Below are 23,158 nucleotides of genomic sequence, written 5' to 3'. Positions count from 1 at the left end.
AGGGTGGGGGGTTCGGTGCCCCGGGGTCTGTCGAGCTGATGTCGGTCCCGTCGGGTGAGGTGAGAACTTCCGCCGAGTCCCGCCTGAGGGACCCGGGACTTTGCACCGGCCGTCCGCATTGCAGGCAGCATTTCCGCTGGCGGGAATGCTGGCGGTGTGCGAGTGGGGCGGTTCATGCTGCCCGGTCGGCATCTACGCTGGGACGCGAAGAGACCCCCGGCACTATCTTTGCCGGGGGTCTCTTCTTCTTCCGGTCAGTAGAACCAGACCAGGACCGGGATTCTGATCTGCCGTTCTTCACGGATTACCGCGTATTCGATGATTACCGGTTCTCCCGCGACCTCAAGCGAATACCGGACTCCGAGATCGTCCATCGGATCACCGGGCGGTTCGCGGCCCGCGTCGACGGCGGCGCCTGCCTCAATTCCCAGGGCTAAAAGGAAGTTGAGGACTTTTTTGGAGAGATCCAGAGGCATGTCGAGCATGACACTCCCCGGAATTTCCTCGGTCCATACGGTCCAGCCGGGCCTGCCGGGGTGTGGCTGGTCGGTCATCCGGCGGACCCTTCCACCTTCTCCAGGAGGTCCTCGACCGCGATCAGGCGGCGGCCGTCGGCGGAGCGGCCGGTCACCGTGCGCGGGGCCCGGTCGAGCATGGCGGCCTTCCACCAGCGGCGCATGACGCCGGCGACGTCGTCCTCCTCGGCGGCCAGGACCTCGCCGTAGAAGCGGGCGCGCTGCTCACCGCTCAGTGCGTCGCCGATCGCGTTGATGGTGTGCGGGATGGCGGGGACCCGGCTGTCTGCCAGGTGGTCGGGTTGGGCGCTCACTGCGTTCTCCCTTCGCTGTGGTGGTTCGAGTGTCCTACGGGCGGCGCCGTGGGACTCCATCTGGCTGGCAGCTCCCCCCGCTCGGCGAAGGCTGCCTCTTCCTTCTCCGCCTGGGCCAGCGCGGTGCGAGCCTCTGCGGTCCTGTCGGCGAGGTACTTGCGGACCAGCCACGCGGCGTCGATCCGATTCGTGTCGGTCACCTCGGTCACCGGTCGCCGAGGAGCTGCGCGACCATCGGTCCGGCGGCCAGGTTGACCTGGCGGGCGATCTCGTGCACGACCTGCTTGGCTTCCTCGACCAGGGCGCGGCCCGCGGTGTGCTGGGGGGCGGGCAGGTCCCAGCCGGTGGTGGGGATCAGGATGTGCGAGACGGTGAGGAGAGCGGGACGGCCATCCTTGATGTCGGGCTCGTAGGCGTGCCGGTACGTGTCGTCACGACCCGCGTAGTCGTACTCAGACGTCCAGTCCTGCCACGGGCGGCGCGGGCGCCGGTCCGCGTGGAGGGCATCGTGCCGCAGCGGGACCGAGACCTTCAGGAGCAGTTCACCGTCCTCGGTGAAGGTGGTGGTGACCGCCTCCAGGCCGGGACGGACGTTGACGTAGTCGAGAAGGATCGGGGGCGTGGCGACCTCCCAGGCCGCCGCGGCGAACTCGGCGGCGTCGAGCGGGGTGCCGGGCTCCCCGTGCTCGTGGAACTTCGCCGGGCGGTCGGTGATGTAGGCGCCGTACCTGCTGTAGCCGTTGCTGGCACGGTCGAGGTCACCGTCCTCGTTCACGGAGACGAGAGTCGTGGGTGTCCAGTCGCTCATGTTCGGGTCTCTCTCTGGGGCGGGGCCGCCAGTAGCGGCGGCCCCGGATCATCTTGGCGTGCGGATCGGACAGTGTGGGGCGATCAGGCGATGTCGTCCGGGAGCGGTCCTCCCCGGTCGCCGTCCAGGTCGACCAGGAGCATGTCGTCCGAGTCCCAGGGCTCGGTGTGGCGGGCTCGGTTGTGGAGTCCGGCGGGCAGGAGATCCCGGTCGACGTCGCGGTGCTCGATGGTGGCCTCGGCACCGGCCGCGCGCAGCAGCTCGTACGAAGCGCGGGCCAGTCCCACACTGCGGTGCCGGCCGCCGGTGCATCCCCAGGCGATCGTGACGTCCGCGCCGGTGTCGGCGGCCAGGGCGAGCGCGGTGGCGACCGCGTTGACCGCCAGCCGCTCGGCGCCCGCAGTGGCCAGCACGTGGTCGTAGACCTCCTGGTCGAGCCCGGTGCGGTGCTTCAGCTCAGGGTTGTGGAACGGGTTGCGGAGCAGCGCCCGCAGGTCGAACACCAGGTCAGCCGTGGGGGTGGCTCCGTGGCCGTAGCCGAAGGAGATGATGCGGATGGTCATGGGGGCTCCTGTTCGGGTTATCTAGCTAGATTGCCCGTGATTCGGCCTGAACCGACGTGGCTTTTGTGCTGGTCAGACCTCGTGAGTGTCCAGCGAGTCCGGGCTCCAGGGACCAGAACCTGGTGATCTGGTCCCTGGCAATCCGGGCCTTAGTGGTCATCGACCGGACTTGGTGCGGATCACGTCCAGGCAGGCGCCCGGCAGATCGGTGACCCGGTCCAGTTCGTCGAGGGTCACGTCGTGGTTGGCGGCGGCGTCCAGGAGCACGTCCAGGAGCCGGGTGGCGGCGGCCCGGTCGGCGTCCGTGACGCCGTTCCGTTGGATGGCGGCGATGCGCTCGCCGGTGGAGCGGCCTGTGCGGTCGGTGTGGCGCCCGATGGTCACTGGCGTCCCCTTTCTGGTGGTGGGTCAGGTGCGGGCAGGGCCTGCCGACGGTCAGTCGTCGAGCAGGTGGTACGGGAAAGGGCGGGTCTCCATGCGGACGGCCCCCCAGCTCGTGATCCAGTGCCAGCGGAACGGGAATTCGGGGAGGTCGAGAATGGTGACGGCGATGGCGCGGTGGTGGCCGTCGGTCACGTAGACGTCGTGGTAGCGGTCGTCCACGCCGATGGTGATGGGCTCGCGGAGCCCGTCGACGGGGATCGACTCCAGGAGCTGCGCCAGGAGCGCGGCGTCCTTGGGCCGGGTCTCGAAGCGGGTGCGGGCGTGGGCCCATTTCCGGTACTCGGTGGGGCTGATGACCCCGTCGGTGAGCATCCGGGTGGGCATCTGCTGGATCATCGGCGCCTGGCTCCGGCCTTCTTGGTGGTCTCGGCGAGGCGCCGGGCTGCTTCCTGTGCCGCCTGGCGGGCGGCGGCGGCGCGGCGGGCGGCGTCGGCGGCGGCCTGGCGGGCGGCGGCGGTCACGCGTCGTCGTCCTGCGGGCGGATCGGGTCGTGCTTCTGGCCGCACCAGTCGCACCCGAGGGGGGCGAGCTGAGCGATACGCTGCTGGTGCATTGCGGGTCTCCTCCGCGGTGTGGTTCGAGGCGGTGATGCGTCTCGGACGGGCCGGGTGTTGACGCACCCGGCCTTTTTGCGAGGTCAGCCGTTGAGGTGGCCGCGGCTCTCCAGCACGGCGAGCATGTCGTCGATCTCCTCGTGGCCGACCCTGACGAGGTCAGGGAGGCCGGACTGCCGCGCGAGCCGGGTGGCGGCGGTGTAGCGGGCGATCCGCTCCTTCAGCTCTTCGCTGCTGAAGTGCTCGTAGACGCGGGTCATGCCAGCCTCCCCAGCACGGTCCAGAGCCGGTCGCCGTCGGTGCCGTACCGGGGGGCGGTGACGGAGACGTACGTGCCCTGGGTGATCTGGTCGTAGAGGCGGGGGTCCAGGCCGGGCCACTGGGCGGGCATGTCCCGGGGGTGGATCCGCGCGCCGACCATGGTGACGGGCCGACCGTTGCGGGTGGTGACGACGACGGGGGCCTGGTCGCGGCTGCGGGGGCCGTTGCCGCGGACGATCATCCCGGCGGTGGTGGCGGCGTAGACGAGCCGGCGCAGCCGGGCCGGGTCGGTGACGACGATGTCGACCCACGCGCGCTGCTCGTACCGGGCGCCGTCGGCGCCGGTCTCGCAGATGCCGGGCTGGGAGTTGGTGGTGATGTATCCGGCGCGGCACAGGCGGGCGAGGACGGGGACCAGGTGGAGGGTCTCGTCGTCGGGGCCGGAGCGTGGTGTGTAGCCGGGGCGGGAGTGGATCTCGCCCTCCAGCCAGCGGGCCATGAGGTCGCCGAGGTCGGCGGTGGTACGGGCGGAGGCCCACAGGCGCCGGTCGGCGCGGCTCATCCCGAACACGGCGGCGGTCACCTCCATTCCCACGGGCGGCCGGTGGAGGCTGCCTGCTCGGCGGTGGCGGCGAGTTCGCGGGCGGTGGTGGCCCAGTCCAGGGGCATCAGCCGGTGGTCGGCGCCGGTCCTCAGGATCCGGGCGGCGCGGGCGGCCTGCGCCGGGGAGATCGTGAACGGGTTGCCGGAGCCGGTGCCGAAGAGGTGGGCGATCGACTGCCAGTCACCGGCGGGCAGGACGTGGGCGAGGTGCTGACCGAGGGTGTGCATCGTGGTGTAGGAGCGGCGGAATTGGCCGGGGGAGATGTTCCAGCCCATCAGGCGGCCCTCCGTCCGTGCCGGGCCTCGGCGGCGGCGGTCCGGAGCAGGGAGAGGACCTGCTGGCGGGTGCGGCCGGGGGCGTCGTTCCAGGCGACGGCGCTGCCGCCGCCGATGGGGGCGAGGACCTGGTGGAGGTGGTCGGTGGCGCGGTGGAGGGTGTCGGCGTCGCCGTAGCCGAGCCGCAGGAGCACGGCCTGGGCGCCGCGGATGCAGACCGCGCCGTCCTCGTCGCTGTCATCGCCCTGGGTCCAGCCCCACCGCTCGATCACCAGCGCGGTCAGCTCCAGGTGTTCGGCGGGGCTGATGTGGCGGGCGCCTGCGCCCCACCGGGCGCTGACCAGGGGCACGGAGAGCACCCAGGCGGGCAGGCGGCGCAGCCAGGCCGGGGGCGGGGACAGGGCCGGAGCGGGCGCCGCCGCCCCGGCCGGGGTGGCCGGGGTGGCGGGCGAGCCCAGCGTGCCGAGCGCCTCGGCCACCAGCTCCTGGGTGGTCTTGGTGACCAGGGGGTGGGCGGTGGTGCGGCCGGTCTCGGCGAGGTACCGCTCGATCTCGGCGACCAGGACGTCGACGTCGACCGGCGTCTCGACGGCCGGGGCGTCGGGCGGGGTTGCCGGGTGGGTGGTGATCGTGCTCATCTCTACGTACCTCCTGCGCGGTGCGCGGGTCGGGAGGGGCGCCCCCTGGTGCTGTCCAGGCGAGAGGGGGGCGCCCCGGTTTATGTGGCGGTCAGTCCTCGTCGTCGGTCTCGGTGACGACCAGGCGCGGGTAGAAGGTGCGGAGCCGCTCGATGCGCTCGTCCGCGAAGTCGGGGCTGTTGGTGGTGAACTCGTCGATGAACTCGCCGTTGGAGTCCTCGACCCGGTAGCGGATGAAGTCCATGGGGGCCGTCACCAGATCCGGCGGCGCTTCTTGGGGTCGCTGCCATCCGCGACCTGCTTCTCAAGGCCCTCGATCTCGGCGGCGTCGAGCACGCCCTCGTAGCCTGCGGGGAGGGGCCCGTCGACCTGCGGGGCGCGGTCGGCGATGTTGCGGAGCCCGGCCGGGGGCCGGTCGTACACCGGGCCGTGCATGCGGCACAGCGACTCGGCGTCGATGCCCGTCGCGCTGGTGACCGGGGTGTTGGTGAGGGGCAGGCGGCGGGTGAAGGTGTACGTGCTGTAGAGCTGGGCGTCCTCGTACGGCGCCCGGTTCTGGGCGATGTCGAGCACCACGTAGTACGGCCGGTTGAGGTCGAGCTGGCGGGCGAACCGCTTGCTGTCCTTGGGCTGCCAGGTGGTCACGGTGTTGGTCTCCGTTCGGTGGTCGGGAGGGGCGCCCGGGTGCTGTCCAGGCGAGCCGGGCGCCCCGATAGGTCGGTCAGCTGATCCGTGAGGTGCGGCTGGCGGTGATGTTCCCGTGGGCCATGTCGGGACGGCTGCCGACGATGGTCCGCAGGGCCGCCGCGATGATCTCCGAGACGGGCGGGACGCCCGCGCCGGTGTACGTGATCGGGCCGTCGTACTCGGCGAACTGGCCGTTGTTCTCGACGCGGACGTAGACCTGCCAGACGCTGCGGGTGGCCATGTCGTTTCTCCCTGCTGCTGGTTGGTGGCGGGTGGCGGTGATCAGGCGATGCGGGTGGCGGTGAAACGGACGATCGAGTAGCGGACGCCCCGGAGCGGGCCCTTCTCCAGCTGGGGCAGGATGTTGGCGAGGATCGTGTCGGGGGTGGCGTTGGCCGGGGCCAGGCATCCACCGGGGAGGACCTGCTCGCCGCTCACTCCCGCGACGTGGATGGTCAGGGTCCAGGACCAGTCGGTCGTGCTCATGTCGGTCTCCTCCGAAAGCGGTTTGTCATGGTTTGACGGTGGTCGGGTGGGTGGTCGACCCCTGGTCAGTGCCGGTTTTACACCGGTTTGGCCCATGGTCGGGCGGCGGGTCCGGGTGGTCGGCCGACCGGTCCGGCCCCCTCGCCGACCGAGGGGCATACCGGATCATTCCGGGCGCCGACCGTGGGCCGACCGGGGGAACGACCAGGCGATTTGCCCTATTTGCGGGCTTCGGCGATCTGCTCGCGGGTGTAGCCGTTGGGGTTGGCCATGCCGTCCAGCGGGCCCAGCTTGCGGGTGGTGCCGGCGCCCGCGTCGCGGAGCTGCTGCTGGAGCTGGGCGGCCGTCAGGTCGTTGTACGGGCCCGGGTGGGACTGGAGCAGCTCCACCAGGCGCTGGGTGCGGGCCCGGTCTACGCCCTCCACCTCCATGGCGTGCAGGCAGTCGTCCAGCAGGCCCCGGTGCCCGGCGGCCTTCACGTCGGCCTTGCCGTACTCGGCGGCGAACCCGTCGAGTGTCCCGGCCTCGACGCGCAGCTGGCGGCCCCGCAGGCAGATCTCGCGGAACTCCGGGACGGTCATCAGGTCGCTCTTGAAGGTGATGTGGCCCTCTTCGCCGCCCTGGTCCAGGACGACGACGCCCTTCTGGCTGTCGAGCAGCATGTGGGGCGCGGCGCCGGCCGCGACCGCGTCGTCGCCCAGGACCATCTTCGAGCTGGCGACTCCCTTGACCCGGAAGCTGGCGCGCTTGGCGCACACCTCCCGGAGCATGGTGGGCACGCTGCTGGCGTCCGGGCGCTGGGTGATGAACAGGGCCATGCCGCCCGCGTAGCGGGAGACCCGCACGAACCGGGCCATGGTCTCGACCAGGACGTCCCTGCCGTTGCGGCCACGGTCCTTCGACTCGGGGTCGTCGTCCGTCTTGATCTTCAGCATGGCGGCGGCGTCGAGGAACTCCTGGAGTTCGTCCACCACCAGGAGCGTGAGGCCCCGCCCCCACTCCGCCGCGAGTGCGGTGGTGAGCTTGCCCTCGGGGCACTGCTCCGGGTGTTCCTCGGACAGCTCCTCCAGGCGCTCGCCCACCTCCCGCATGTCGGCGATCAGGTCGTTGAGCAAGTCGAGGAAGCCGAGAATCTTCTCTGAGGTGTTGCCCGCGACGTAGCTGCGGGCCACGCGCTTGAGCGGTGCCCAGTCCGGGCCCGGCTTCCCGGTCGCCATGTGGATGGTGACGGAGGGATCGAGGACGGCGCCGGCCGCGATGAGCCGGGCGAGGTAGGACTTGCCGAACCCGGGCAGACCGCCCAGCAGCAGGGAGGACCACACCAGGTCCAGGGTGTGCCTGCCGCCGCGCGGGTCGGTGCCCAGCGGGACCCCGCCCTGCCACAGGTCCCACCGCGTCTCGCCGAGGAGCGGGGAGGAGACGACCTTGGAGCCATACGGGTTGGCCTCGTTGGCCACCCACAGCACGAACCGGCCCTCGTGGCCGTCCTCCGAGGTGTCCGAACGCATCTCGATCTGCGACTTCTTCAGCCGCAGCGCGGACGCGAACTCCTCGACCCGGGCCACGGCCGCGGACCCCTTCATCCCTCGCGGGAGTTCCACGGTGGCGGTCCAGCCCGGCCCGGACGGCTCGATGACACCCGCGATGTGGGTCTCGTCGCGCTGGCCCTCGGAGATGATCCCCGCCTTGACGAGAGCCGTGACCAGGTCCGCCTCGCCCTGGACCCGGCCGGAGGCCCGCTTGATCAGGCTGACGCGCCCCAGGTCGGCCAGGCTGTCCGGCACGAACGGCTCCACCGGACCCGGGACCGTCACCGTCTCCCCCGTCGCCTGATCCACCAGCACCACCCCGGGCGCCCCGACCGGAGCACTGCCCGGGGCCCCGACGGTCCCGGCCTGCGCAGGCACGGCCGCCGCCTCGCCGTCGGTCAGCGGCCGGGCGAGGTACCACCAGCCCGCAGCGGCGGCGCCCAGGGCCGCCAGCGCGGTCAGCGGCTCCAGGGTGATGCCCTTGACCGCGAGGATCGCGACGCCGACCGCGCTGGCCAGACGGCCCGCCTTCCGCGCCCAGCGCGCCCTCGACATCGAGGTCGCGTCGACCTTCATCCGGTCGGCGTCGTCGGCCCCGCGCACCATGTCGAGCCGGGTCTCCGCCGTCGCGATCTGCGTCGCGAGACCCGCCACCTGGTCGGGCTCGGCGTGCTTCATCTGCCGCCGCAGGCCCGTGATCCGGGCGCGGATCTCCGTCTCGCGGCCCTGCTGCGACTGACGGCGCCGGCGCTCCACCGCCTCGGCGAGGGCGGCGTCCGTGACGTCCTCGGTCGTGAACCAGATCTGGAGCCGGCGGGCCACCCGGGCCCGCTGCTCGGCGAACTCGGCGCTGGTCCTCGTACGGCGGTCGGCGGCCCACTGGCGGGCCCGCTCGCCCCGGCCGGGCTCCTCCACGTCGATGATCTCCGCGTCCACGATCTCGTCGTCCCGCGCGCTCTCGTGCATCTCGATCGTCATGAGGGGGTCTCCTCTCCCCCAGGGGCCCCGCCCCCGGGATCGTCCAGGGGTGGGGTCTAGAAGCCGGACCAGATGTTGCCCAGGGCGCCCGCCGCGCTGACGCCCAGGGACTGGAGCAGCGGGCCGAACGTGGTCGGGGCGAGGACGACACCGAACATGACCAGGGCCGCGGCGTGCCAGGCATTGATGCGCCCCTTCTTGATCATGAAGAAGGTGAAGATGGCGAGGCCGATACCGAGCATCGCGACCACGGAGATCGAGCCGCCCGCCGCCTGCGTCTGGACCTGCTGCGGCGTGCTGGCGGGCAGACCCGCCGGGACGACGCCCACCCCAGCGCTCCGGGTGTCGGCGACGACCGAGGCCAGGGTCTGGTGGTGGACGTCGTCCGCCCGGTAGGCGACGGTGTCGAGTCCCCGGACGTGGAGGGTCTTCCCGGACGGGAGGGTGACCGGGGCGCCGGCCGCGCGGTCGACCGCGGCCTCGACGGTCGCCGTCGCCTCCTCGGTCGTGGCGGCGTGGACGGTACCGGCCGTACCGAGCAGGGCAGCGGCAGCGGCACCGGTCACAGCGAACGTGCGGATGATGCGGGACATGTCGGGGGTCTCCTACTCGGTGTCAGACGGTCGGGGTGGAGGGGGTCTTGCTGGCCGCGCTCGCGGCGGCCGTGACTGCCATCTGCCGACGGGCCCCGGCGCTGTACTTCACGACCCCGGACGACCGGCGCGGAGGGGTCCCGCCATTGCTCTTGCGGCCGTCCTCGCCCGGGGTCTTCACGGGCCGCGAGGGGGCCTTGGAGGGCCCGCCGTCCGCCGGGTCCATTTGGGAATCGACCTGGGCTTTCTCGTCCCGCTGCGGGCCGTCCAGCGGCCCGTTCTGAGCAAGCCTCACTGCCCGCTTGGCGGCCCGGGTGTGGGCGATCCGCTCCGCCGTCATGCCAGGGTCGGTGCCGTGGATTTCGAGGCACGCACGGGCGTACGTCTCCTCGCTCGGCACGACCTCCGGACCCTTCGGCGCGCGCAGTCCCAGCGGCCGACGGCGGGCACCCGGCCGGACCTCCCCCAGCGCGACCGCGAGGTCCGTCGCGCGCTCCCACACCTCACGGTCCCCGGCGGCACGGGCCGCGTTCACGGCGTCGAGCTGGCGGCGGGCCTCACGGTCGGCCCGCTCCTTCGCCCTGCGCACCGAGCCGGGCTGGCGGCCGTCGCGCTTGGCGATCCGACCGTGCTCGTGCAGGTCCCAGATCGCCGGACCGAGCACCGAGCACAGCGCCCCGCCGATCCCGGTCGCGACGCCGTACTCGGCAGCGCCGTGCACGTAGTTGATCCCGGCCGCCACCAACGCCTGGATCAGCGCGGCGAGCCGGTAGTGCCAGGACGCCCGACCCTCGTCGATCGCGGCCTGCGCCCCGCACAGCAGCGCCCACGCCACGCCCTCCAGCACGAACGGCGCGGCCACCAGGAACCAGGCGTGGGGGTCCCAGAACGCCATCACCTGGAGCGGCAGCGACACGATGATGCAGATCACCGCGATGGCCTTCGCCGCGCGCTTCCACGTCGCCGCCGACCTCTCAGCACTGGCCTTGGCTGCGGCCTCTGCCCGGCGGGTCTCCTCACGCTGGCGGCGCTCGTCCGCCACCTTCGCGAGGTCGCGCTCGATGTCCGCCTGGGCCTTCGCACGGGCCTTCTCCGCCGCCAGCTCCTGGCGGGTCCGTTCGGCCTCGTTGCGGATCCGGGCGGCCTCGGCGTCGGCCGACACCTGCTCCGCGCGGGCCAGGGCCTCCGCGTCGGCGGCGACGGGCTGCTCGGGCCGCAGCTCGGTGACCGTCACGCCGCCACCCCCAGCACCAGCACCAGCCGGGCCACCACCACGTCCTCGGCCGACTCGCTCCACGGCAACCGGCCCTCGCCGCGACCGCTGAAGTCGGCCGGCACCTCGTGCCGCGCCCGCCGGAGGTGATCGGCGGTCACCGACCGGGCCACCGTGCACAGCCAGCCGAACGCCTCGGCGTCCGACACCCGGCAGGTGTGCAAACGCTGCGCCACCCGCACCCACGCGTCCTGCGCCAGGTCGTCGGCCAGCTCCCACCGGGCACCGAGCCGGGCCCGCAGATAGCGCACCAGCCTCGCGTTGTAGATCACGTACAGCGTCTCCAGGCGGCCCGCATCGACCACCCGCCCACCCCCTGCCGGGGCGCTCCCACCTGCCGTAACGTCACTCATGGGGTCGTGCTCCTCTCGACGGAACGGCCCTCACGGCGGCTCCCCCCGGTGGTCCTGGCAGATCTCCCAGGGGGGGCCGTTCGTGCATCCGGGCCACTTCAGACATGGCTGTGCCGTCACGCTTCGTGAGCTGTACTCACTCGGCGTCCCTTCTGGAATCACATTCCCAGGGTTATGGAGCACTGTCAATCGCCCCCCCGGTGACAATCCTGGGAGTGCGAGTCGCTATGAACTAATCCCAGGACTATGGTTCACTGGGGGTGCCGAGACGGAGGAGATCACCGCAGATGCCGCCCAAGTGGAAAGCCCTAGCCGACAAGATCGCCGTCAAGATCCTCAGCGGCGAGTACGGGCCCGGTTTCCGCCTGCCCAAGATCGAAGAACTGGTGCAGCAGGGGCACGGCTCCAAAACCACCGTCCACTCTGCGTACCGGGACCTAGAGGCTCAGGGGCTCGTTACATCCTCACGCGGCCATGGGACAGTCGTTCGGGACCGCACGCCACTGTCCACTGGCGCTGAGCGTGAGCAACGCAGCAAGCTGACCGGATCTTCATGGCGTGCTGGCGAGCGATCCGACTCCCACACTGCTGGCGTGGTCTCCGCACCTGACGACGTAGCCGAAGCCCTCGGCCTGCCTAATGGTGCTGCCGTGCTCAGACGGTCTCGTACCTACCGCGATGCCCAAACCAACGCCGTGATCTCTCACTCCACATCGTGGATCCCAGAAGCTTTCGCGGAGGAAATCCCTCAACTGGCCATGGGCCGGAGGCTTAACGGCGGCACATCCATCGATCTCATCACCCGCCACACCGGACGCCCCGTCGCACGGCGGTTCAGCTCCATGTGGGCCCGGACCACTACCCCCGCAGACGCCGGCCTCCTTGAAATCCCTGAGGACACCAAAGCCGCAGTCATCATTCTGACCGTCCAGGTCGTTGACACCAGCGGAATCACAATCGAGTACGGCGTCGACGTCGGTGGCCCCGGCCGTCGCTGGACCAGGGAGGAGTCACCCCAATGATCCTGACTCCTCCCCAGTTGATCCTCCTCACCGGCCTTCAAGGCTCGGGGAAGACCACACTCGCACGGTCCTTGGAGTCCGTGGGGTACCTACGAATCTGTCCAGATGAACAGGTCTGGCAGGTCCACGGGCACTACGGACGCGACTTTCCCCGCGGTGAGTACAGCGTCCGGGAACGCCCCATACTCGACCAGATCGCCATCGAACTCAGCACGATCCTCTCCGCAGGGCACAGTGTCGTCTTCGACCACGGCCTCTGGACCATCCATGATCGGGAAGAGTGGCGCGAACTCGGGAAGGCCGCCAATGCCGAGGTGCCCCTCATCTACCTCCCCACCAGCCACCACGACCGCTGGGAACGGATCAGGCAGCGGAACCGCCTCACCTACGAGGACCCCAACGCCATGTACTTCACCGAGAACGACCTCCAGCGCCATGCCCACCGGTTCCAACCGCCCAGCCCTGACGAACCCCACATTGTCTACACCGGCGACATAGACCCCGTCCTCGCCAGTCTGGGACGCTCAGCAATCCCATCGACGCGCTGGCCCACATCCGATCCCACCCCATAGCCGTTCAAGGGGCAGCATTAGCCCCCAGAAACACCGAAGGCGCCCTTGCCGGGGCGCCTCTCGGGATCAAGCAAGGCCGGGTTTCGCAAGCCCGGCGAAGTTCGAGCGGTAAGGACGCTCACACATGAGAGTACGAGATGTACCGGCCCTGGTGCCACACCGCCAGCGGAACAACACGGCTGCCTGGGCACTCCGGAAGACACTGCTGGCTAGCGCCCTGCGGTACGCCGAGCGCGGGATGTACGTGCATCCGCTGCTGGTGGGAGCGAAGGAGCCTCGCTGGGAGCACTGGGAGGAGCGGGCGACCCGCGACCCTGCTCTGATCGAGCGGACCTGGGGCCGTGCCCCGTTCAACATCGGTGTCGCCTGCGGGCCCTCCTCCCTGCTCGCCCTCGACCTCGACGTGCCGCACGAGGGGGAGGTCTCCGGGGTCCCGGGGGTCGTGGACGGCTCGACCATGCTGGCCGCCCTCTCCACCGCGCCGACTGGTGGGCCGATCACTCCGACGCTCACCGTGCTCACGCGGAGCGGCGGTCGCCACCTCATCTACCGCGCGCCCTCTCGGGTCGCCGTGCGGAATACCGCGCGCACCCTCGGGTTCTGCATCGACACCCGGGCGGCGGGCGGGTACGTCGTGGGCATCGGCTCGATGGTCGACGGCGCCATGTACTCCCTCGCTCAGGACAGCCCCACCGATCCGGCGGTGCTGCCGGAGTGGCTGCTGACCCTGGTCACGACTGCACCGACGCCACCCAAATACGGGGGGGCGCCTCGCGGGGCTGATGCGGTGGCCCGGCTGCGGGAGCTGGGCCGTGAGGGCACACGCGAACAGCGGTGGGCCGCGGGCATCCTGCGGTCGGAGTGTGACGAGCTGGCGGCGATGAAGCAGGCGGGCGGCCGGAACACCCGGCTGAACCTCGCCGCGTACCGCGCGGGCCAGCTGGTGGCCGCCGGGCTCGTCGACCAGGCCGTCGCCGAGGAACACCTGACGGAGGCCGCGCAGGCGGCCGGGCTCGGGGTGGACACCCCGCGCGAGATCGAGAAGACGCTCCGCTCCGGCATGACCGCCGGCCTCGCCCGTCCGCGCCGGATGGGCGGTGCCGCCTGATGCGACCCGCACCCCAGGACACTAAGGACCGGCGCCACGTACACCACCCCTCGGACCTGATGACGGCCCCGCAGGCGCACCACCGCCCCGGGGCCCGGCACCCGAGGAGTGGCCTCGCATGCGAGACCGTCGTACCCCAGCCCACCCGCTTGCGTCTCCGCCCGGCGATCGGGGGTGCGGCGTGAGCGAGGACATGGACCTCAGCCCCGAGGACCTCAGCCCCGAGGACCTCGCCGCCTTCCGGGCCTGGAAGGCGCAGACCTCCACGACGCCCCCGGCCCAGCGCGGGAAGGGCAAGGGCAGGGGCGCCGACAGCGGCGACCAGAAGATGAGCGTCGCGGACCAGATCATCTCGATGGCCGACAGCCGGTACGAGTTCGGCACGTCGGACGCGGGCGACCTCTACGCGGTGCCGAAGGACGGACCGCGGATCGCGCGTCTGCTGCGCGGCGGGCGGATCTCTCTTCGGGCAGAACTGGCCCGGACCTACTACGGGCTGCACAACAAGGCCGCGTCGTCGTCGGCGCTGGCGGACGCCATGCTCGCCATCGAGGGCCGGGCGCAGGCCGAGGACCCGGTGCCGCTGCACCTGCGGGTCGCGCCGCTGGGCAAACGCCCGGAGCACGGCCTGGTCCTCGACCTCGGCCGCACGGACGGCACGGTCGTCACGATCACCCGCGAGGGATGGAAGGTGGCCCCGGCCGCCGAGGGGCAGCCGCTGTTCCGCCGCTCCCAGCTCACCCAGCCGCTGCCGGTGCCGGTGACGGGCGGGTCGCTGAGGGAGCTGCGCGGGCTGCTGAACGTGTCCGACGAGTCGTGGCCGCTGATGGTGTCGTGGCTGGTCTCGGGGCTGGTCCCCGGCATCCCGCACCCGCTGCTGTTCCTCTCCGGGGAGCAGGGCACCGCGAAGTCGACGGCGACCAAGATGCTCGTACAGCTCATCGACCCGTCCGCCGCGCCGGCCCGGTCGACACCGAAGGACCCGGACGACTGGAGCACTGCGGCGGTCGGCTCCTGGGTGGTCGGGCTGGACAACCTCAGCCGCATCCCGGAGTGGCTGTCGGACGCGATGTGCCGCGCGGCGACCGGCGACGCGAACGTGAAGCGGACCCTCTACAGCGACAGCGACGTGACGGTCCAGGAGTTCCGCCGGGTCCTGATCGTCAACGGCATCGACGTCGGCACGCTCCGCGGCGACCTCGCGGACCGCATGATCCCCGTCCACCTGGACCGGATCACCCGGCGCCGCACCGAGACCGCCCTGTGGGAGGCGTACGACGAAGCGCACCCGCGCATCCTCGGCGCGCTCCTCGACCTCCTGGTCCAGGTCCTCGGCAAGCTCCCGGCGATCCGGGAGCGGGCGGACCGCGGGGAGATCCCGCTGCCCCGCATGGCCGACTACGGCCTGATCATGGCGGCGCTCGATGAGGTGTACGGCGTGCCGGAGAAGTCGATCCTGCGCGACTACCTCCAGCAGCGCACCGAGCTGGCGGAAGAAGTGGTGGAGTCCAACCAGGTCGCCACCCAGCTCCTGACCTTCATGAAACGGATGCCCGCCCGGCCGGAGGACGGCGTCCAGGCGTGGGACGGCACCACCGCCGACCTGCTGGACGAACTCACCAGCCAGGTCGGCATGACGAACGACAAGTGGCCCCGGACCCCGGGCGCCCTGTCCGGCCGGATCAACCGCGTCGCCTCCGACCTCGACAAGCTCGGGGTCGACATCGCCCGCTCGAAATCGAACGGGAAACGGTCCCTGACCATCACCTACATCCCCAAGCCCAACCCACCCGCCGAGCCCGAAAAACCGGCACCCGTCCAGGAGACCATCACCGCGTAACCCCCACACCGCCGACCCGCCCGTGCCCCGCACAGGCGGGCCTTCGGCATGCCCCGACCCGCACTGTAAGGCGGAATATCTAGCTAGATACTCCGTAAAACAGCAGGTGAAACCGCCTTTCTCCCGTGGGCCCTAGGACGGAGGGGGGAGGGTCAGCTCCCGGCGGTGTACCGGGTCCAGGCGTCGGTGAGGACGTCGAGTGCGGCCTCGGAGGCGCCGACGGCTTCGAGGTGGTCGGCGTACGTCTCCAGCTCGTCCGGGCCGTCCGGCCAGTCGGGGTCGGCCGCCGCGTCCCGGGCGAGGTCGCCGATACCTGCCCTGACCTGGGTGAACTGTGCCAGCCAGCCACTGAAGCCTGCCATGGTCCTGCCCTTCCGTCGTCCCGTGCGATCCGCCTCGGCACCCTACCGCCGGCCGCTGACACCCTCACGCTGCGTAAGGGACGGCAGGGACGCACGTGCGTCCCTGGGCAGGGACGCACTCAGGGACGCACCTGTGAAATGTGCGTCCCTTGGGGCGCCAAGTGCGTCCCTGGGGACGGTGTGCGTCCCTGGTGCGTCCCTGGTGCGTCCCTGCCCCTGATCTGCTGCGAGTCCGTTATGTGGCTTTTGGAGGGACGCAGGGACGCATCTGACCCCCTCATCTCTGTTGGAATGTCGAGAAGAAGAAGAGAGAAGAGGGAAGAACAGAGATGTAGGGGGAAAGTGCGTCCCTGCGTCCCTGTGTCCCTGCCGATCCACCGCCCGTGATCCACAGAGCGTGATCGACTCCGAGCCGCGGACGGCACCGGGCTTCTCGCCCCCGGCGCGGCCCCCGCTATTTGGGTGGCGCTGTTCAGCCCGGTGCGGGCTCAAGCCGCATCGAGGACGGAAGGCAGGTACAACCTTGCGTGGCCGGGTTGCAGCGCTCAGACGGGGCTCGGCGGCCTCGGCGGGGCGTGTGACGGGCGGCAGGCGGCGGTCCGCGCCCGGCGACGGCCGGGAGGCCGCCCAGCGGCCGGTTCGGCCGTCGACGGTGAACGCGCGGACCGCAGGGGCCCGCACCCGGGGGTGTCGAGCGCGGACGCGCTCGTCCGTTGTACCCCTCCCCCTTCAGGCGCCCGAGCAGGAGGCGCCCCGGTCCAGCGAGTGCGCCCCTTCAACCAGCTCAGGAAGCAAACCGCCCGCATTACAGCCTGCCGAAAAGCAGGCGGAAACACGGGCGGCAGGTGCTGGGAGGGCCTCAGAGCCCAGGGGCCAGGCTGATGTAGCAGCCCAGGCAGATCGGCAACGGGCCGAACGGTCCGGACGGCGACTCGACCCGCAGGAGCCGTCCGGGCTCGGCGTTGTTCATGCACATGGCGGTCTGGCTGTCGCCGTGAAGGACGCCGCATGCGCACCGGCAGCCGCCAGGACGGTGATCCCACGCAATGTCGGAGAGCACCCGCACGGTCAGGATCGGCGGCATGGCCTCGGTGTCGAAGGACATCAGGTGAAGTGCTCCTGGTCGGCGGGTTCGGCGCCCGGGTCCTCGATCCGCAGGCGACGGAAGTGGGCCTGGAGGGCCTGCTCGACAATGCTCTGCGGGTTCAGCCCGGTCTGCTGGACCGCGGCGGTGAGCCTGCGGTCGGTGGAGGCCAGCAGCCGCACGCTCAGTGCCACGCGCTGGGGCCCGCGCGGCCGGCCGCGCCGCCGAGGAGGCCGACCCGCCGGTGCGGAGGCGGGCACCGAGGGCGGGGAGTCCTGGGGAGAACCGTCATTGCCGTCAGCCCAATCGCCAGGATTTCCGCTGGCGGATTCACTGGCGTCGCCGCCTGATCCCCAGGTGCCGGGGTCGTCCCAGTCCGGCTCCTGCGCACCGGAAAGGTCCGCGGGGTCCTTCTCGTCCTGGCCGGAGCGCTTCGCCTGCTGCGCCTGGCGGGCTCTCTCCGCGAAGGTGGGCATCACTGCTCCCTGAGATGCGGCAGCGTGTGGAACAGGACCTCCCGGTAGACCTCCCGGAGGAGCTTCGCCTCGCGGCCGGGCGCGGCCGTGATCGGCATGGAGCCGGTACGGCAGACCTCGCGAATTGCGTAGCTGCGGATGACGGTCGGCAGGACCAGGTCCCCGAAGTCCTCCACCAGGCGCTCGCTCCAGTCCTGGTGGATCTGCCGGTACTCGCCCTCGCGCGGCACGATGCTCCGCACGATCCCTGACACCTCCAGGCCCTGGTTGAGCCCGCCCGGCGCGGTGTAGTGCTCGATCGAGGTCATGGCCTCGACCGCGCCGTCGTGGCCGTCGTCGGTGAGGGTCGCAGGGATCAGCACCTTCTTGGCGGCGATCAGCGCGGACCCCACGATCTTCCCGCCGGCGCGCGGCGGCACGTCGAGGAAGAGCACGTCGACCTGGTCCCGGAGCCCCCACAGGGCACGCTTCAGCCGGAACTCCATGCCGGTGCTGGCATCGGTCTCCCGGTTGCCGAACTTCCGGATGCAGGGCAGCACCCACACGTTCGAGGGCCAGTCCTTGCCCGCGCGGACGAACGCCTTGCGAGCGATCTGAGCAGGGTCCTGGGGAGGCTTCTCGGGGTCGACATAGTAGATGTCGTTCACCGACAGCTCCGGGTCGGTGATGCCCAGCTCGTCGGTGAGCGTCGAGCGCGGATCCAGGTCGACACCGCCCACCCTCAGCCCCAGCTCGGCGGCCACAGCGATGAGCCCCGTCGTCAGCGACGTCTTGCCGACGCCGCCCTTCTCGCTGACCTCGGCCACGATGTCAGGCTCTTCGGCCACAAGGTCCTCCTCTCTCCAGGTACCCGGAAGACTCTCCGAGGTGCCTGCCTGAAAGCAAGCGGACCCGCATCCCTTCCTGCTGGCAATACCGAAAGCGGGAATTGGAGTCCGCCTTGCGTCTTATCTAGCTAGATTTCCCGCATTTCCGCAGGTGGGTTGGCATCTGAGAGAGGTGTGGGTTCAGTGGATGGCGTGCTTGACGGCGCTGCGGATGATGTCGCCGGTCGTGACGACCATGTCCTGGAGCCTCACCTTTTCCAGGAGGCTGTCGGCATCGGGGCGCGGCGCGAGGGCGGCGACGAACATTGTGATCACGTTGAGCGCGCCGTTGCGTTCGGCCTCGCGCATGATGACCTCCGGCCCGTCGCCCCACCGGTCCTGCCATTCGAGCAGTGCTTTCACGGCGGGTGCGCTCTCCCAGTAGCAGGCCCGTACGAGCTGGTCACCGAGATCGGCGGGGAGGCGCACGGCGAGGCGGGAGGTGAGGGTGGTGCGGTCGTCGCCGAGGCGGCCTTGCTTGCGGGGACTGCTGCCCACCGGGCGGCCGGATGCACCGGCTTGGGCAACGGGCACCGGTTCGTACGCCCCGGTCATCCCGCGGCGCTTCAGCTCGGCACGTACCTCGCGCGCAACGACCAGGTCGCGGGTGCCGGCGAGTTTCCCCGTCTTCCGGAGGCGGGCGAACTCGGTGCGCACACGGCCGCGTGCGGCGCGGGCAGCCTCGCCCCGCAGGTGGTGGATCCCCTGCCGCTTGCGAGCCGCAGCGAGCCACTCGGCCTCGGCCGCCAGGCCCTTCTCGACGACCCGGTTGAGGGCCTGATGGTCGTCAGGTTCCAGCGCGATGACGAAAGGGTGCAAAGGCATGGCACGGAGTCTAGCTAGATAAAGCGCCAGAGGGCCTTCGCACTTCTGGGAACGCTTCGATCAGGGCGCACGGGCGGGGGCGGCTCTATGGCCGTGCGCCCGTGCGCCCCGTGCGTTGGACGGCCTCACGGGTTCCACAGAGCCAGCAAAACAGCTAGCATTTCTGCAAGCGGAAAACGTCTAATCTAGCTAGATATTCCGCAACAAAGGCGCAGGTCAACCCGCATTTTTAGGTTGTTGCGCGGAAGGTTCTCCGGTTCTATCTTCCCTACAGGAACCCCTCACAGGAGGTTGTCTTGCCTCGCTCGATCCCCCCGCTGCCCGGTCTCACCCGGTACACCCGCTGGGACCTGGTCCCGGACGGCCTGTACACCAAGACCCAGCTCGACCGGCAGGGCCTGAAGCCCGGCTCAGACCCGATGGGCCAGGTCCTCTACAACGGCAACAGCTACGCGCCGCTGTACCTGGCCGCCTCCGCGGTGCCGAAGCGCACGTGCTCACCAGAGCAGCGCGCAGCCCTCGACCGGGCCCGTGCCCTTCAGTACGTGTGCCGCCGCTGTGGCCTGTCCGGCGATGAGCCGCTCGGCAGGGGCCGCTGGTGCGCTGCCTGCTCGGTGCCCGCAGCTCTGTTCACCGCCCACGACCAGGCTCAGCAGCTCGCCCGCGAACTCGTCACCGACCAGCGCGCCGTGGTCCTGGCCGTGGACGCCGAATCCGGCTCCCTGCCCGGTGCCCAGACAGTCGCAGTCGTCGGCCTCCGTGACCGCGAGCTGCTGTTCGCAGGCCCGGCCGGTGCGCCCGGAACGGTGCAGCGCACGGACCTGGTCGCCCGGCTCGACGCACTGCTGGCCGACCGCCTCGTCGTCAAGGAGACGGACTCCATGGGGCCGTCCAGCCGTTCCCCCTACGCCCTGGTGAAGGAGAAGGGTGTGCCGGTGGCACCTGGCCCGCACCCGCTGCACCCCTGGGCCTCGGTGCACTCGCACGATGCCAGCCTCGGGAAGATCTGGGCTGGATGGTTCGGCTGGACCGACCACCCCTCCTCCACCATCCCGTGCCTGCCCTGGGAGTGGGGCGGCGACGTACCGCTCGCCTGGTCGCGCTCACTCAACCTGGAGACCGACGCACGGTCGATGACGGAGGTCCTGCACCGGATCGCCGACGGCACCGAGCCGGTGTGGAAGAACGCGGCCTGGCTTCTCGACGGCCACGGCGAGCCGGATCTGATCTGGATCCGGACCCGGCAGGCAGGGGCAGGTGCCTGATGGTCCAGATCCGGGTGATGACCGACAGCCGCACCGACGGCGAGCGTGTCCTGGAGGTGCTGGAGCCTCTGCTGCGGTCGTGCACCGAGCTGGTGGTCAGTGAGGGAACGGAACTGACTCATCGTGGCGGCGGCCTGCGGGTCACGTTCGAGGTGATGCTGGCGCCGGCCGCGACCGCTTTCCGAGTAGAGAGGGCAGACCAGGAACCGCCCGCCGGGCGCGGCGGCTTACCGAGGAGCCGTGCTCCCCGGCGGGGACTGCCCCGTGGGGGCCGCGCGGCCGGGCCCTGACAGCGGACCGGACCGCGAGCCGAAGCGCCAGCATTCCCGCAATCGGGAATGCTGGCGTTTTTGCTGGGACACCCGGGACTGGTCTGCTCCCAGCGCGGGGCGGGGAGGGAGGGCCCGGGTGCCGGGGTTTGTGCACTTTATGGACCGCCTTACGCGCGGGCGCGCGCAAGCGCGGAGGTCATGGGGTTCGAGCGGCTGCCACCCGGGCGGAGTGGATCCGGTGAGCCTTGCGGCCAGCGGGCGAACCCGTCAGGTAGGTCGTCTGCTGGACCATCGACAGGTGCACGGTGAGCGGCGCCGTGACGCGTACCGAGTAGCCCTGCCCGCGCCGGATCGTCTGCCCGGCGGCGAGGGCCCGGCGGACCGCGTTGTCGGCGACGTCGGCCAGGTGCTCGGCGACCAGGCCGGGCACGTCGACCACCACGACCGGATCGGCGGGCGCCTGCTCCTGGCCGTCGACGTCGTCCTGGTCGTTGCCGTCGAGCAGTTCGAGGTCGCCGGGCACGTTGCGGGCCCCGGCGGCGTCGAGGACCCGGCGCACGGTCCTCGGCGCGATCTCGTACTGCCGGGCGAGCGCCTTCACGGCGGCGCCCTCGCGGTACGCCTCCACCAGCTCGCCGACGGCCGCCGCGTCAAGTGCGGCCGGACGTCCGAGCGTCTTCCCGGCCGCCGCAGCCGCGGCGACGCCCTCGCGGGTGTTCTCCGAGATCATGTCGCGCTGGAACTCCAGCACGGCCGCGAGGACGCTCACCATCATCTTGGTGCCGGGGTCGTCCGAGGCGAGGTCGATCCCGGACAGCAGCCCCGACTCCACCCGCAGGTGTAGGCCGCGCCGGATGAGGACCGGCCGCAGGGCGATGATGTCCGCGACCGACCGGAAGAGCCTTGCCGCGTCCGCGATGCGGATCGTGTCGCCGACGGCCGCCGCGTCGAGCAGCTGCTTGAACCCGGCGCGGTGCAGCGACAGGACGCGGCTGGAGGTCGCCGGGTCCTCGTAGGCCGGGGCGCCGGCCGCGAGCAGGCTTGCCAGGGCGTGCCGCTGCCGGGCGTCGGTCTGCGAGTCCGTCGAGTGCCGCAGGTACAGACGGTCGGTGCTCACTCGTCGTCCTCGTCGTCCTCGAACTCCGGGATGCCGGTGGTGTCCAGTCCCATGGGCGACACCGCGTTGTGCATCCGCTGCACGGCGGCCGTCAGCGCGGCGGCGGCGGCCTCGGCGTCGCGCCGGGCGGCGACCAGCTCGGCCACCTTCGCGTCGGCGTCGCCGCCGTTGTCGATGCGCACCCGGCCGTGCTCGTAGGTGTACATCACCGGCCGGACCGACTGCCCGACAGCCTGCTCCAGCATCCCGACCAGGTACGAGAGGTTGCCGACGGCGTCGTACGCGTGCCCGGGGTACGTCCAGTCGTCCCCGACGGCGCCGGAGGTGTGGTTGAAGGTGCGGATGCCCTCGGCGGCCTGGGACAGGTGACGGGCGGGGTTCTGGCTCACAGGGATCTCCCTCGGTTCGGCCGCGCCGTGGTGACGTCGGCGTCCGTTCACCACTCTAGGGGGGCGAAAAGGGGAGGCGCAACTACGGAATGGATTCCATTGGATGCCGACCCCGGAATGCCCGTGTTTTCACCCGTGTGGGCGACTTGGCCCATTGGATCGGCCGGAGGGGGCGGAAACGACCATTTCCGCCCCCGCTAGTTGATAGGATCGCGGGCGCCCAGGGCAGAAGTGCGTCCATCTGCAGGTAGCAGATCGGGCAGGGGTTCGTCTGCGGCTCGAAATTCCGGATGCCCCTGGAAAAGCTGCTGATCATCGCAACTGCCGGCGCCGACCTCGATGACGGGGCGGGTGCGCGATGCCGACGATCTCCCCCTTTTATGTGCAGGTGTGATCCAGGCCATTCACCTCTATGGCCCTGCATACGCCCAACTCATCGGGCAGGTTCACTACCTGATTGATCCTCAGAAGGCGCGTTCTTGTCTCCTGCGCATCACCCCGCATCACCTCCTTTCGGATCCGGATGGATCCGCAGATCCGGAGCGGTCCGGATCCGGATCCAGGAGGATCCGGAGGTGAGGTCTTCCGGCTAGGAAGCGAGACGGCGCGTGACGGGCATCGTCGCTAGCAGTCGGGGCATCGTCGTCGAATGCCCGGTGTCAGCCGACGGCTCAACGGTCTCGGATGAGTCCCCGTAGGGCGGCTCACGTGCGTCAGTGGCTGGCGCATTGACCGGCTCACATTTGATCGTTGCGAGTCAACCAACGTGTGCTGTTGGCGCTTGCTGGGCTGTCGGGAGAGAGCGAACGTGCGTTGCACGGCTCACCTCAGTGCGTTGTCTGGTGTAGCTCTGGGCCAGGTCTTGCTCTCGGTGTCCCGTTGCCTGGCGCGCTGTGGGCCGTTGCCTGGCTCACCCGCCGTGCTCGCTGGCTCATCGGGTCGCTCACCTCGTCCCAGACTGGCTCATCGGGTGGCTCACCCTGTCTCAAGCTGGCTCAGTGACTGACCTTGACCGGTCAGGTGCCCGCCTTGAGTGGAGGTTGAGCCAGTCAAGGTGTCCGCGACGGGCGTCATGACGCCCGTCA

General features: G+C 70.7%; 32 protein-coding genes. 5 read left to right on the top strand and 27 right to left on the bottom strand.

Annotation, left to right across the window (positions count from 1 at the left end):
* Positions 1-254: 254 nt before the first annotated feature.
* From ACFXAZ_RS34495 to ACFXAZ_RS34400, 20 genes are all read right to left on the bottom strand, one after another.
* A complete protein-coding gene (locus ACFXAZ_RS34495; protein ID WP_384599334.1) occupies positions 255-554 on the bottom strand; it encodes a hypothetical protein in 300 nt (99 codons plus the stop codon).
* Positions 551-829 carry a hypothetical protein gene (locus ACFXAZ_RS34490; RefSeq protein ID WP_384599331.1) on the bottom strand — a complete coding sequence of 93 codons (279 nt, stop codon included), beginning with the start codon at positions 827-829 and terminating at the stop codon, positions 551-553. Before ACFXAZ_RS34490 ends, ACFXAZ_RS34495 begins: the two co-directional genes overlap by 4 nt.
* Positions 826-1,029: a hypothetical protein gene (locus ACFXAZ_RS34485; protein WP_384599328.1), complete on the bottom strand. Its 204-nt coding sequence runs from the start codon at positions 1,027-1,029 to the stop codon at positions 826-828. Before ACFXAZ_RS34485 ends, ACFXAZ_RS34490 begins: the two co-directional genes overlap by 4 nt.
* Before the next feature lie 5 nt (positions 1,030-1,034).
* On the bottom strand, positions 1,035-1,637 hold the full coding sequence (locus tag ACFXAZ_RS34480; RefSeq protein WP_384599325.1) for a hypothetical protein: 603 nt from the start codon (positions 1,635-1,637) through the stop codon (positions 1,035-1,037).
* Positions 1,638-1,720: 83 nt separating this feature from the next.
* Positions 1,721-2,200: a hypothetical protein gene (locus ACFXAZ_RS34475; RefSeq protein WP_384599322.1), complete on the bottom strand. Its 480-nt coding sequence runs from the start codon at positions 2,198-2,200 to the stop codon at positions 1,721-1,723.
* 156 nt (positions 2,201-2,356) lie between these two features.
* Positions 2,357-2,584 carry a hypothetical protein gene (locus tag ACFXAZ_RS34470; protein WP_384599319.1) on the bottom strand — a complete coding sequence of 76 codons (228 nt, stop codon included), beginning with the start codon at positions 2,582-2,584 and terminating at the stop codon, positions 2,357-2,359.
* A gap of 51 nt (positions 2,585-2,635) precedes the next feature.
* On the bottom strand, positions 2,636-2,980 hold the full coding sequence (locus ACFXAZ_RS34465; protein WP_384599316.1) for a ParB N-terminal domain-containing protein: 345 nt from the start codon (positions 2,978-2,980) through the stop codon (positions 2,636-2,638).
* Complete coding sequence (locus tag ACFXAZ_RS34460; RefSeq protein WP_384599313.1) at positions 2,977-3,105, bottom strand: hypothetical protein; 129 nt, start codon at positions 3,103-3,105, stop codon at positions 2,977-2,979. The genes ACFXAZ_RS34465 and ACFXAZ_RS34460 overlap by 4 nt, the downstream gene beginning before the upstream one ends.
* Before the next feature lie 176 nt (positions 3,106-3,281).
* Complete coding sequence (locus ACFXAZ_RS34455) at positions 3,282-3,458, bottom strand: hypothetical protein (protein ID WP_384599310.1); 177 nt, start codon at positions 3,456-3,458, stop codon at positions 3,282-3,284.
* A complete protein-coding gene (locus ACFXAZ_RS34450; protein ID WP_384599307.1) occupies positions 3,455-4,042 on the bottom strand; it encodes a DUF6919 domain-containing protein in 588 nt (195 codons plus the stop codon). Before ACFXAZ_RS34450 ends, ACFXAZ_RS34455 begins: the two co-directional genes overlap by 4 nt.
* Positions 4,039-4,338 carry a hypothetical protein gene (locus ACFXAZ_RS34445; protein ID WP_384599305.1) on the bottom strand — a complete coding sequence of 100 codons (300 nt, stop codon included), beginning with the start codon at positions 4,336-4,338 and terminating at the stop codon, positions 4,039-4,041. The genes ACFXAZ_RS34450 and ACFXAZ_RS34445 overlap by 4 nt, the downstream gene beginning before the upstream one ends.
* A complete protein-coding gene (locus ACFXAZ_RS34440) occupies positions 4,338-4,976 on the bottom strand; it encodes a hypothetical protein (protein WP_384599302.1) in 639 nt (212 codons plus the stop codon). Before ACFXAZ_RS34440 ends, ACFXAZ_RS34445 begins: the two co-directional genes overlap by 1 nt.
* 91 nt (positions 4,977-5,067) lie before the next feature.
* A complete protein-coding gene (locus tag ACFXAZ_RS34435; protein ID WP_384599299.1) occupies positions 5,068-5,232 on the bottom strand; it encodes a hypothetical protein in 165 nt (54 codons plus the stop codon).
* Positions 5,229-5,621 (bottom strand): hypothetical protein, encoded by a 393-nt coding sequence (locus ACFXAZ_RS34430; protein ID WP_384599296.1) that lies wholly within the window; start codon positions 5,619-5,621, stop codon positions 5,229-5,231. The genes ACFXAZ_RS34435 and ACFXAZ_RS34430 overlap by 4 nt, the downstream gene beginning before the upstream one ends.
* Before the next feature lie 76 nt (positions 5,622-5,697).
* A complete protein-coding gene (locus ACFXAZ_RS34425; RefSeq protein WP_384599294.1) occupies positions 5,698-5,904 on the bottom strand; it encodes a hypothetical protein in 207 nt (68 codons plus the stop codon).
* Between the two features lie 41 nt (positions 5,905-5,945).
* The gene (locus tag ACFXAZ_RS34420; protein WP_384599291.1) at positions 5,946-6,149 is read right to left on the bottom strand and encodes a hypothetical protein; all 204 of its coding nucleotides are present in this window, start codon (positions 6,147-6,149) and stop codon (positions 5,946-5,948) included.
* Positions 6,150-6,367: 218 nt separating this feature from the next.
* Positions 6,368-8,656, bottom strand: a complete 2,289-nt coding sequence (locus ACFXAZ_RS34415) for a hypothetical protein (protein WP_384599290.1) — start codon at positions 8,654-8,656, stop codon at positions 6,368-6,370.
* 56 nt (positions 8,657-8,712) lie between these two features.
* Complete coding sequence (locus ACFXAZ_RS34410) at positions 8,713-9,249, bottom strand: hypothetical protein (protein WP_384599287.1); 537 nt, start codon at positions 9,247-9,249, stop codon at positions 8,713-8,715.
* Positions 9,250-9,271: 22 nt separating this feature from the next.
* On the bottom strand, positions 9,272-10,483 hold the full coding sequence (locus tag ACFXAZ_RS34405; protein ID WP_384599284.1) for a hypothetical protein: 1,212 nt from the start codon (positions 10,481-10,483) through the stop codon (positions 9,272-9,274).
* Positions 10,480-10,875 (bottom strand): RNA polymerase sigma factor, encoded by a 396-nt coding sequence (locus tag ACFXAZ_RS34400; protein WP_384599281.1) that lies wholly within the window; start codon positions 10,873-10,875, stop codon positions 10,480-10,482. The genes ACFXAZ_RS34405 and ACFXAZ_RS34400 overlap by 4 nt, the downstream gene beginning before the upstream one ends.
* Before the next feature lie 287 nt (positions 10,876-11,162).
* Here ACFXAZ_RS34400 and ACFXAZ_RS34395 point away from each other — a divergent pair, with 287 nt between their 5' ends.
* From ACFXAZ_RS34395 to ACFXAZ_RS34380, 4 genes are all read left to right on the top strand, one after another.
* Positions 11,163-11,897 carry a GntR family transcriptional regulator gene (locus ACFXAZ_RS34395; protein WP_384599278.1) on the top strand — a complete coding sequence of 245 codons (735 nt, stop codon included), beginning with the start codon at positions 11,163-11,165 and terminating at the stop codon, positions 11,895-11,897.
* Positions 11,894-12,469 carry an AAA family ATPase gene (locus ACFXAZ_RS34390; RefSeq protein WP_384599275.1) on the top strand — a complete coding sequence of 192 codons (576 nt, stop codon included), beginning with the start codon at positions 11,894-11,896 and terminating at the stop codon, positions 12,467-12,469. Before ACFXAZ_RS34395 ends, ACFXAZ_RS34390 begins: the two co-directional genes overlap by 4 nt.
* A 124-nt stretch (positions 12,470-12,593) precedes the next feature.
* On the top strand, positions 12,594-13,577 hold the full coding sequence (locus ACFXAZ_RS34385) for a bifunctional DNA primase/polymerase (protein ID WP_384599272.1): 984 nt from the start codon (positions 12,594-12,596) through the stop codon (positions 13,575-13,577).
* Positions 13,578-13,758: 181 nt separating this feature from the next.
* Positions 13,759-15,417, top strand: a complete 1,659-nt coding sequence (locus ACFXAZ_RS34380) for a hypothetical protein (protein WP_384599269.1) — start codon at positions 13,759-13,761, stop codon at positions 15,415-15,417.
* Between the two features lie 152 nt (positions 15,418-15,569).
* On the opposite strand, the gene ACFXAZ_RS34375 is transcribed toward ACFXAZ_RS34380, so the two are convergent.
* The 5 genes from ACFXAZ_RS34375 to ACFXAZ_RS34355 all read right to left on the bottom strand — a co-directional run bounded on the left by ACFXAZ_RS34375 (position 15,570) and on the right by ACFXAZ_RS34355 (position 19,030).
* Positions 15,570-15,779, bottom strand: a complete 210-nt coding sequence (locus ACFXAZ_RS34375) for a YozE family protein (RefSeq protein ID WP_384599266.1) — start codon at positions 15,777-15,779, stop codon at positions 15,570-15,572.
* An 859-nt stretch (positions 15,780-16,638) separates the two neighbouring features.
* On the bottom strand, positions 16,639-16,884 hold the full coding sequence (locus ACFXAZ_RS34370; protein WP_384599263.1) for a DUF6372 family protein: 246 nt from the start codon (positions 16,882-16,884) through the stop codon (positions 16,639-16,641).
* Entirely contained in the window at positions 16,884-17,339 is a 456-nt protein-coding gene (locus ACFXAZ_RS34365; protein WP_384599260.1) for a hypothetical protein, read from the bottom strand. The genes ACFXAZ_RS34370 and ACFXAZ_RS34365 overlap by 1 nt, the downstream gene beginning before the upstream one ends.
* Complete coding sequence (locus ACFXAZ_RS34360) at positions 17,339-18,166, bottom strand: ParA family protein (RefSeq protein WP_384599257.1); 828 nt, start codon at positions 18,164-18,166, stop codon at positions 17,339-17,341. The genes ACFXAZ_RS34365 and ACFXAZ_RS34360 overlap by 1 nt, the downstream gene beginning before the upstream one ends.
* A 180-nt stretch (positions 18,167-18,346) precedes the next feature.
* A complete protein-coding gene (locus tag ACFXAZ_RS34355) occupies positions 18,347-19,030 on the bottom strand; it encodes a hypothetical protein (protein WP_384599254.1) in 684 nt (227 codons plus the stop codon).
* A gap of 296 nt (positions 19,031-19,326) precedes the next feature.
* On the opposite strand from ACFXAZ_RS34355, the gene ACFXAZ_RS34350 reads away from it, so the two are divergent.
* On the top strand, positions 19,327-20,295 hold the full coding sequence (locus ACFXAZ_RS34350; protein ID WP_384599252.1) for a hypothetical protein: 969 nt from the start codon (positions 19,327-19,329) through the stop codon (positions 20,293-20,295).
* A gap of 468 nt (positions 20,296-20,763) precedes the next feature.
* Here the strand turns inward: ACFXAZ_RS34350 and ACFXAZ_RS34345 are convergent, their stop codons facing one another.
* Together ACFXAZ_RS34345 and ACFXAZ_RS34340 are read right to left on the bottom strand one after the other, a co-directional pair.
* Positions 20,764-21,684 (bottom strand): recombinase family protein, encoded by a 921-nt coding sequence (locus tag ACFXAZ_RS34345; RefSeq protein ID WP_384599249.1) that lies wholly within the window; start codon positions 21,682-21,684, stop codon positions 20,764-20,766.
* The gene (locus ACFXAZ_RS34340; protein ID WP_384599246.1) at positions 21,681-22,073 is read right to left on the bottom strand and encodes a hypothetical protein; all 393 of its coding nucleotides are present in this window, start codon (positions 22,071-22,073) and stop codon (positions 21,681-21,683) included. The genes ACFXAZ_RS34345 and ACFXAZ_RS34340 overlap by 4 nt, the downstream gene beginning before the upstream one ends.
* Between the last annotated feature and the right edge of the window lie 1,085 nt (positions 22,074-23,158).

The sequence above is a fragment of the Streptomyces sp. NPDC059477 genome (assembly GCF_042749375.1).
Taxonomy (GTDB): Bacteria; Actinomycetota; Actinomycetes; order Streptomycetales; family Streptomycetaceae; genus Streptomyces.
Note: the sequence above shows the minus strand (reverse complement) of the source record. Positions and strands in the feature narration are given on the sequence as shown.

Coding starts and splice junctions, on each gene's coding strand:
- ACFXAZ_RS34495 (WP_384599334.1), bottom strand. CDS start 554: ATGACCGACCAGCCACACCCCGGCAGGCCCGGCTGGACCGTATGGACC.
- ACFXAZ_RS34480 (WP_384599325.1), bottom strand. CDS start 1,637: ATGAGCGACTGGACACCCACGACTCTCGTCTCCGTGAACGAGGACGGT.
- ACFXAZ_RS34475 (WP_384599322.1), bottom strand. CDS start 2,200: ATGACCATCCGCATCATCTCCTTCGGCTACGGCCACGGAGCCACCCCC.
- ACFXAZ_RS34465 (WP_384599316.1), bottom strand. CDS start 2,980: ATGATCCAGCAGATGCCCACCCGGATGCTCACCGACGGGGTCATCAGC.
- ACFXAZ_RS34455 (WP_384599310.1), bottom strand. CDS start 3,458: ATGACCCGCGTCTACGAGCACTTCAGCAGCGAAGAGCTGAAGGAGCGG.
- ACFXAZ_RS34445 (WP_384599305.1), bottom strand. CDS start 4,338: ATGGGCTGGAACATCTCCCCCGGCCAATTCCGCCGCTCCTACACCACG.
- ACFXAZ_RS34440 (WP_384599302.1), bottom strand. CDS start 4,976: ATGAGCACGATCACCACCCACCCGGCAACCCCGCCCGACGCCCCGGCC.
- ACFXAZ_RS34425 (WP_384599294.1), bottom strand. CDS start 5,904: ATGGCCACCCGCAGCGTCTGGCAGGTCTACGTCCGCGTCGAGAACAAC.
- ACFXAZ_RS34420 (WP_384599291.1), bottom strand. CDS start 6,149: ATGAGCACGACCGACTGGTCCTGGACCCTGACCATCCACGTCGCGGGA.
- ACFXAZ_RS34415 (WP_384599290.1), bottom strand. CDS start 8,656: ATGACGATCGAGATGCACGAGAGCGCGCGGGACGACGAGATCGTGGAC.
- ACFXAZ_RS34410 (WP_384599287.1), bottom strand. CDS start 9,249: ATGTCCCGCATCATCCGCACGTTCGCTGTGACCGGTGCCGCTGCCGCT.
- ACFXAZ_RS34400 (WP_384599281.1), bottom strand. CDS start 10,875: ATGAGTGACGTTACGGCAGGTGGGAGCGCCCCGGCAGGGGGTGGGCGG.
- ACFXAZ_RS34395 (WP_384599278.1), top strand. CDS start 11,163: ATGCCGCCCAAGTGGAAAGCCCTAGCCGACAAGATCGCCGTCAAGATC.
- ACFXAZ_RS34390 (WP_384599275.1), top strand. CDS start 11,894: ATGATCCTGACTCCTCCCCAGTTGATCCTCCTCACCGGCCTTCAAGGC.
- ACFXAZ_RS34385 (WP_384599272.1), top strand. CDS start 12,594: ATGAGAGTACGAGATGTACCGGCCCTGGTGCCACACCGCCAGCGGAAC.
- ACFXAZ_RS34375 (WP_384599266.1), bottom strand. CDS start 15,779: ATGGCAGGCTTCAGTGGCTGGCTGGCACAGTTCACCCAGGTCAGGGCA.
- ACFXAZ_RS34370 (WP_384599263.1), bottom strand. CDS start 16,884: ATGTCCTTCGACACCGAGGCCATGCCGCCGATCCTGACCGTGCGGGTG.
- ACFXAZ_RS34365 (WP_384599260.1), bottom strand. CDS start 17,339: ATGCCCACCTTCGCGGAGAGAGCCCGCCAGGCGCAGCAGGCGAAGCGC.
- ACFXAZ_RS34355 (WP_384599254.1), bottom strand. CDS start 19,030: ATGCCTTTGCACCCTTTCGTCATCGCGCTGGAACCTGACGACCATCAG.